The 7,257-nt window shown below is 46.6% G+C and carries 7 protein-coding genes; all 7 read left to right on the top strand.

What is annotated here, in order from left to right:
- Positions 1 to 47: 47 nt before the first annotated feature.
- The 7 genes from VN379_RS18655 to larA all read left to right on the top strand — a co-directional run bounded on the left by VN379_RS18655 (position 48) and on the right by larA (position 7,239).
- Positions 48 to 350 (top strand): STAS domain-containing protein, encoded by a 303-nt coding sequence (locus VN379_RS18655; protein ID WP_325536589.1) that lies wholly within the window; start codon positions 48 to 50, stop codon positions 348 to 350.
- A 196-nt stretch (positions 351 to 546) separates the two neighbouring features.
- Positions 547 to 1,563, top strand: a complete 1,017-nt coding sequence (locus tag VN379_RS18650) for an FAD:protein FMN transferase (protein ID WP_325536587.1) — start codon at positions 547 to 549, stop codon at positions 1,561 to 1,563.
- Between the two features lie 8 nt (positions 1,564 to 1,571).
- Complete coding sequence (locus VN379_RS18645; protein ID WP_325536585.1) at positions 1,572 to 2,219, top strand: CoA pyrophosphatase; 648 nt, start codon at positions 1,572 to 1,574, stop codon at positions 2,217 to 2,219.
- A gap of 4 nt (positions 2,220 to 2,223) precedes the next feature.
- Entirely contained in the window at positions 2,224 to 3,510 is a 1,287-nt protein-coding gene (locus tag VN379_RS18640; RefSeq protein ID WP_325536583.1) for a sensor histidine kinase, read from the top strand.
- A gap of 19 nt (positions 3,511 to 3,529) precedes the next feature.
- Positions 3,530 to 4,390 (top strand): response regulator, encoded by an 861-nt coding sequence (locus VN379_RS18635; RefSeq protein ID WP_325536581.1) that lies wholly within the window; start codon positions 3,530 to 3,532, stop codon positions 4,388 to 4,390.
- A gap of 144 nt (positions 4,391 to 4,534) precedes the next feature.
- Entirely contained in the window at positions 4,535 to 5,797 is a 1,263-nt protein-coding gene (locus VN379_RS18630; protein WP_325536580.1) for a dicarboxylate/amino acid:cation symporter, read from the top strand.
- 140 nt (positions 5,798 to 5,937) lie between these two features.
- Entirely contained in the window at positions 5,938 to 7,239 is a 1,302-nt protein-coding gene (gene larA, locus VN379_RS18625) for a nickel-dependent lactate racemase (protein WP_325536578.1), read from the top strand.
- Positions 7,240 to 7,257: the final 18 nt, after the last annotated feature.

The raw sequence follows: 7,257 nt of genomic DNA, 5'->3' as shown, positions 1-7,257 counted from the left end.
TAATAGCAATAGAGTAAGTATGATTTTTTCGAAAGAGGAGGAAGAGCATGCTCCAAGAATTTTCAGTGGTAAATAATGAAGTACATGTTACACTTACTGGCAGCATTTATGTGGAAGAAGCCACCGCTATTAGGGCAAAATTAATTGAGTATATTGATAAGGGGTTTAAACGGTTTATCATAACCATGCAGAATGTCGATTATATTGACAGTTCCGGTTTGGGTGTGCTGGTCGCTGTACAGAAACGGGCTGTACAGAACGGCGGTGGTGTAGCGATCAAAGGAATTAAAGGAATTGTGAAGGAATTATTTGAGCTGACCCGTCTAAATAAGGTATTTGAAATTCTTTAATCAGCAAATGGTAGAACAGCCACTTCGGTGAATTGTAGTGGCTGTTTTATATATGCCTGCAGTTGATAACAACAAGCTGCCGCTGGTGAGTTGCCGCAATTTTGCGGAAGCTTTATTTTTTTTGCAGGTTTTTAGTTATTAGGACAGAATAATATGGAGGTACTTTAGAATAATATGTATCCGGAGGCTGTTATTGATGAAGGGCTTACAACGCATACTAATAAGTAGCTGTTTGGTGATTATCCTTGTCGTGCTTAGTACAGGTTGTGGAGTAGGCTCATTATTTGCCCCTAAGCCCTACAAAGAAACACAATTTCTTATGGATACCATAATCGATATTACGGCCTACGGCCAGGGCAATGAAGCGGCCGTTAAAGCCGCGTTTGACGAGTTTCGACGAATTAACGAACTGACCAACCGGTTTGATGACAATAGCCAGGTAACTAAGATTAACCAGGCGGCAGGAAAAGCCAAGGTGCAGGTTGATGCTGACGTCATTACTATGCTCAAGCTGGCCCGCAGCCGTTCGGAGCAGCTTGGCGGTGCGTTGGACGTAACTATCGGTGCACTCACCGAGCTCTGGGGTGTAGGCCACAAGGGTGAGTTTGTGCCCAGCCAACCAGAGATCGAAGCGGCGCGGCTGCTGGTAGATTACCGTTTGCTGGAGATTGATGACAAAGAACGGACTGTGTTTTTACCCAAGGCCGGTATGAGCATTGACTTGGGGGCAGTTGCCAAAAGCTATGCTAATCGCAGGGCGATTGAGGTCTTAAAGGCCAAAGGGATAAAGTCTGCGCTGGTAAACGCCGGCGGTGAGGTTCGGGTTATTGGAACTAGGCCGGATGGGCAGCCGTGGCGTGTGGGTGTGCAGGATCCCCGGGATATGGAAGGCTTAGCTGCAAAGGTTGCGCTGACAGAGTGGGATTCACTTGAGACTTCCGGCGACTATCAGCGGTTTTTTATAAAAGACAATGTGAGATATGCTCATATTATAGATCCGCGTACAGGTACCCAACCGCGGGAAGTGGCTAGTGTTACTATTGTTTCCAATTCGGACAGTCATGCCGATGTGTTAAGTACAGCCATGTTTGTTCTTGGAGTCGAGAAAGGCCAGGAATTACTTAAGCAATATCCTGGTACCGAAGCCCTTTTTATTACCAATGACGGAAAAAAAGTTGTCACACCCGGTTTGGCGGGAAAAATAGAGTTTTAGGTGATGTTATGGATACCAAAAAAGTTAGAAGACAAGTGGCTGCAGCGTTACACGGCCATTCAGTGAAGATTGCCAACACTGATGATTACCTGCAGGCCGCCGTCACTGTGCCGCTGGTTGACATAGACGGACAGCCGGCTGTTTTGTTTGAGGTGCGATCAGGTACACTGCAGTGGCAGCCTGGTGAGATTTGTTTTCCCGGTGGGCGGATTGAGGCCTCTGATAGCAGCCCGTTATCTGCTGCTGTAAGGGAGACGATTGAGGAACTGGGCGTACAACCCGAAGACATCGAGGTACTGGGTGCGCTCGATATTATTGTTAGTCCTATTGGGGTTATGATCTATCCCTTCGCCGTACATATAGCTACAGCGCAGCCGCTGACGCCCAACGCGGACGAAGTGGCAGAGGTGTTTACGGTTCCGCTGGATTTTTTGCTCAATAACAAGCCGCAGGTGGCGTCGATGGAGATGGCCACCAAGCCGCTGACCGGTTTTCCGTTTGACCTTTTTCCGCCTGACTATCCTCAGGGCTACCGGCGGCGATCGAAATATAAAGTATTGTTTTATCAGTATAAACACTATGTTATCTGGGGACTGACAGCCAGGGTTTTGGAGGATTTCCTCACTATTTACCGCAATCGTACCGGCGGGCTATGAACATATGATACCGCATATCGTCCTATTGGTCAGCATAACCGGATTGGTATTTACCTACCCTTTTGACGGCTATTTCCGCTTTACGCTCAGTGTGGCAGTACTCGCCACACTGCTCTTATATTTTGAACGTTTGCCCATTGTACGGGTGGCGGCAGCTTCCGGCGGCCTGATCCTGCTGTTCCGTACGGCTATTAAATATCCTTTTATTAATGAAACACTGCTGAATGCTGCCTTGCATAACCTGCCATCTTTTAGTTATTATCTTACTTACGGCCTTTTATTTAAAGCACTCAGGGTACGGGACTACACCGGCAATGTGCCGGCGCTGGTACTGTTATTAAGCATCTGCGATATTGCCAGCAACTGTGTTGAATTAATTATTCGCTGGGAATTGTCTGGTCGTAGTCTGGAGACAGTATTGACAAGTGTGGTATCAGTAGGGATTGGCCGCGCGGTACTGGCGGTGGCTGGTTATTATTCGTTAAAACGCTACCGGGACTTTGTGCTGGCTGAGGATCACGCCGCCCGTTATGCTGAGCTGATCTTAATTATTGCCAGGCTTAAGGCCGAGTTGTTTTACCTTAAAAAATCATCCGGAGATATTGAACTGGTTATGGAAAAGGGGTATACGCTTTATCAAACCCTTAATGCCGCAAATCCGGGCGAGTTAGCCCAGTCAGACTCGCCTGCTGCCCGGGCACTGGCCATTGCCCGTGACATCCATGAGGTGAAAAAAGATTATTACCGTGTAACACGCGGGATTGAAGAAATTCTTGATGTGGCTGTTAGTGAGGAAGGCCTGCCGTTAGACGAATTTTTTCAGATTGTTGAGCAAAATACTAGGCGATATATTAGTAGTTTGGACAAGCCGGTTACAATTACCTTTGACTATGAAGGCACATTGGTTACTGACCAATATTACGCCATTGTTTCTATCCTGGATAATCTGATTACCAACGCGGCTGAAGCCGCCCAGTCCGCAGGTGTTATTGCTGTAACCGGGCTTTGCAGTGGGGGTAAATTGGTACTCACGGTTGCCGATAATGGACCAGGCATTCGTCACGGAGACCAGGAACTCATCTTTGCACCAGGGTATTCAACGAAGTTTTCTGAGGTTACAGGGCAAATGTCAACAGGCTTAGGGTTAAGTCATGTCAAAAATCTGACAGAGCTCCTGGGTGGTGAGATTACTGTCATATCGGTACCCGGGAAAACAGTATTTACTGTCGCATTGCCGCTGGCTAAACTGGCAGTAACCAGGGCTGAACAGGCGGAAGGCTGGCAAACTTGATAGGGGTGTAGGGAAATTCATGCGGTTTGTAATTATTGAAGATGATGTCAGTGTCCGGAAGATTATCAGCAACATTATTGATAAATATCAACTGGGGACGGTCGTAGCCGAATGTGGTGACGGTCTTAAAGCTGAGGCTTTCATTATTGAGTATGCACCAGATGTGGCTTTGGTTGATATGCTTTTACCAGGCCAGGACGGGGTAGAACTGATTAGGAAAATGCGGGAAAATGGCTTGGCCACTTCTTTTATTATGGTTTCTGAAAGTACCAGCCAGCCCATGATCACTAAAGCATATCAAACAGGTATTGACTTTTATATTCATAAGCCGATTAATGTCCTGGAAATTATCTCAGTCATCCGCAAGGTTGAGGAAAGCAGACGGCTGAGAGCAGTGATGTCGCTGATTTCCCAAACTACTGCCAGATACGGTAATCCGGTAGTAAAGACGGCTGATTCGGATGATAATGCTAAAAAGAACCGGATTAACCGGATGTTCTCAGAACTTGGCATTATTGGTGAGGCTGGTGCTAAAAATATTCACCAGCTGATTCAACTGGTGGACGCCCGGTTAACAGGTGGTGACAATCAGGCTTACCAACTGCATGAATTGTATAATGAACTGTCGCAGGCGATTGGCCAGGACGTCAAGACAATTGAGCAGCGGGTACGGCGGGCAATTGCCAAGGCTATGCAGAATGTTGCCAATATGGGTATTGAGGACTATCACAACGATAAATTTGAGGTTTACAGTGGTGCTTTGTTTGATTTTAAAGAGATCAGGCAAGAAATGGCTTTTATTCAAGGAAAAGGCACCTACCACGGCAAAATTAATATCAAGAAATTCTTGGAAGGACTATTATTTCTTGCTGCTGAATGACCCCGCATAGCGGGGTCATTGTATTATGTATACTTGTTATCTTGTATTGAAACTTTGTGTCTGTTTCTGTAGTTTTTTATAGAGATCCATTTACATTAAATTCTGAAAGATCATTGAAGATAATTAAAAAAGGAGGTAATATGTATGTCTCACGCTCAAACTGCCCCCAAAAAAGGCATGGGCTTAACAACTCAAATTTTTATCGGTCTTATTCTTGGTGTGATTTTTGGCTATGCCTTCCCTAAATATGCTGTAGAGCTTAAGCCTGTTGGCGATATGTTTATCCGCATGATTAAGATGATTGTCGTCCCATTGGTATTCAGCTCCCTGGTTATGGGTATTGCCGGCACCGGCGACTTCAAAAAGCTTGGCCGCCTGGGTGCTAAAGCCCTTCTCTGGTTTGAACTTGCCACAACCCTGGCCCTTATCGTTGGTCTGGTTGTTGTTAACGTGTTCCAGCCTGGGGTAGGTGTTAATGTTACCGCAGGTGACGCCAGCGTTGCTGCTGCTGCCGCCAAGAAGACCATTGATATGACACAAATGCTTGTTAATATTGTGCCTACTAATATAGTTGATGCAATGTCCCGCGGTGACATGCTTCAAATCATCCTGTTTTCGACTTTCTTTGGTGTAGCTGCTGCTGCTATGGGCGCAAAAGGTAAACCGGTAGTCGATATGTGTATCAGCGTGGCCGAGATTATGTTCAAGTTTACCTGGTATGTTATGAAGCTTGCTCCGATCGGTGTATTTGCCCTTATCGCCTTTACTGTTGGCAAATTTGGTCTGGGTATGCTGATCCCGCTGGCTAAACTGATTGGGTCACTATATTTTGCTTTGATTGCCTTCGTCTTCCTGGTATTGTTCAGTGCCTCCTTTATTATCCGCGTAAACTTCTTCCATTTGCTGCGGGCTTTGAAAGAGCCAATCCTCATTGCCTTTTCGACGGCCTCCAGTGAAGCCGCGCTGCCAATTGCAATGGAAAAACTAGAGAAGTTTGGTGTGCCTAAGCATATTATCACTTTTGTGCTTCCGACCGGTTATACCTTCAATCTTGACGGTTCGACCCTGTATAGTGCCTTGGCGGTAGTGTTTATTGCTCAAGTATATGGTGTACCCTTTGATCTCTCACAGCAGATTCTTATGGTCCTCACGCTGATGTTGTCCACTAAAGGTATTGCCGCAGTGCCTGGCGCATCCCTGATCGTTATCGCCGGTACTGCCGCCGCTTTTGGCCTGCCTGTTGAAGGCATTGGCATTATTCTTGGTGTTGATCGCATCCTGGATATGGCCCGTACGGCCTGTAATCTGATCGGTAACTGCGTAGCTGCCGTAGTTGTTGCCCGTTGGGAAAAAGAACTTCCTGACGAAGTATTGCAAGTGGCCTATGCTCAGAGTTACGAAGATTAATTATAAACGTATATCTATTACGGACTGCTATAATGCAGTCCGTAATTTTTTTTTTTGTTTTTTACTTTAGCGAAAAAAGGGATAAAAGAAAAAACGGCAGAATTAATAGAGTTATAAATCCTGTTTGAATGGAGTTACATATGACGAAACAATTCTCATTAGCTTTTGGGTTGCAGGAGCTTACGCTTAGTCTTCCACAAGAGCGGTTGATCGAGGTTATTGAAGGTCGTGAAACGGCGGCTGTTAAAGATGTTTCTGAAGCTGTCCGCAAGGTTCTTAACAACCCTACTGCCTCACCGGCCTTACGGGATGTGATACAACCGGGTGACAAAACTGTGATTATTGCTTCAGATATTACCAGGCAATGGGTGCGGCATGACCTGTTTCTGCCGGTATTGCTTGATGAACTCAATGACGCAGGCATTGCTGATAATAATATAACACTGGTGACAGCGCTGGGCGCGCATCGACATCATACAATGGAAGACAATAAGCTGACCTATGGGCATGAGGTGGTTAGCCGGATACCTATTATCCAAAGCTGTGCGCTGGATAATAGGGATTTTGTTCATGTTGGTTGCACTAGCCGGGGGACCGAGGTGTATATTAACCGCCATGTCGTCAATGCCGATAAAGTCATTCTGACCGGTGGCGTTACCTATCACTCGATGGCTGGCTTTGGTGGCGGACGTAAAGCAATCCTCCCTGGTGTTGCCGGTTATGAAACAATCCAGGCGAATCACCGGCTTTGTTTAAGCCCAGAGATGGGATCCGGCCCTCACCCGGAATGCTGCCAGGGCAATCTTACTACAAATAGCATGCATCTTGACATGCTCGAAATCGCCGCTATGGTTAACCCGGCTTTTCTCCTTAATGCCGTCTTTACCGCAGCAGGAGACTTTGCTTCGTTTGTTGCCGGTCACTGGCATGCGGCGTGGCTGTTAGGCTGTCAAAAAGCAGCAGAAATTGCGGGTGTACGGGTTGCTGTGCCAGCCGATGTTGTCATCGCATCAGCAGGTGGCTATCCCAAAGACATCAACTTTTATCAGGCATCCAAGGCCATTGAGAATGCTTGTCTGGCTGTCAGGGAAGGCGGTATTCTAATTGTGGTTATGGAATGCCGGGAAATCAGTGATCCACCTGACTTTAGCCAATGGTTTGACTATCCTACGCTCCACGGCCGGGAGGCTGCCTTGCGAGAGAATTTTACAGTACCTGGCTTTGTTGCCTTAAAGCTGGGATTTATCGCCAAAGCAACACCGGTTATTGTCGTCTCGCGGCCTGAGAATAAGTATTTCCTTGAAAAGGCGGGCATGTTGTTCACGGCTTCACTGGAGGCTGCGTTAAACCTTGCGGCGGAGAAACTCGGCCGGCAGGACTTTCTTGTCAGCATTATGCCGCATGGGGGAAGCGTTGTTCCATCCCGAACGTCCAATAGTTAGAGACAAAACGTATAAAAA

Source organism: Sporomusa sp. (genome assembly GCF_035561255.1).
In the GTDB taxonomy this organism is placed as follows: Bacteria; Bacillota; Negativicutes; order Sporomusales; family Sporomusaceae; genus Sporomusa.
This window is presented reverse-complemented; position numbering and strand designations above follow the sequence as displayed.

Coding starts and splice junctions, on each gene's coding strand:
- larA (WP_325536578.1), top strand. CDS start 5,938: ATGACGAAACAATTCTCATTAGCTTTTGGGTTGCAGGAGCTTACGCTT.
- VN379_RS18635 (WP_325536581.1), top strand. CDS start 3,530: ATGCGGTTTGTAATTATTGAAGATGATGTCAGTGTCCGGAAGATTATC.
- VN379_RS18645 (WP_325536585.1), top strand. CDS start 1,572: ATGGATACCAAAAAAGTTAGAAGACAAGTGGCTGCAGCGTTACACGGC.
- VN379_RS18640 (WP_325536583.1), top strand. CDS start 2,224: ATGATACCGCATATCGTCCTATTGGTCAGCATAACCGGATTGGTATTT.
- VN379_RS18650 (WP_325536587.1), top strand. CDS start 547: ATGAAGGGCTTACAACGCATACTAATAAGTAGCTGTTTGGTGATTATC.
- VN379_RS18630 (WP_325536580.1), top strand. CDS start 4,535: ATGTCTCACGCTCAAACTGCCCCCAAAAAAGGCATGGGCTTAACAACT.
- VN379_RS18655 (WP_325536589.1), top strand. CDS start 48: ATGCTCCAAGAATTTTCAGTGGTAAATAATGAAGTACATGTTACACTT.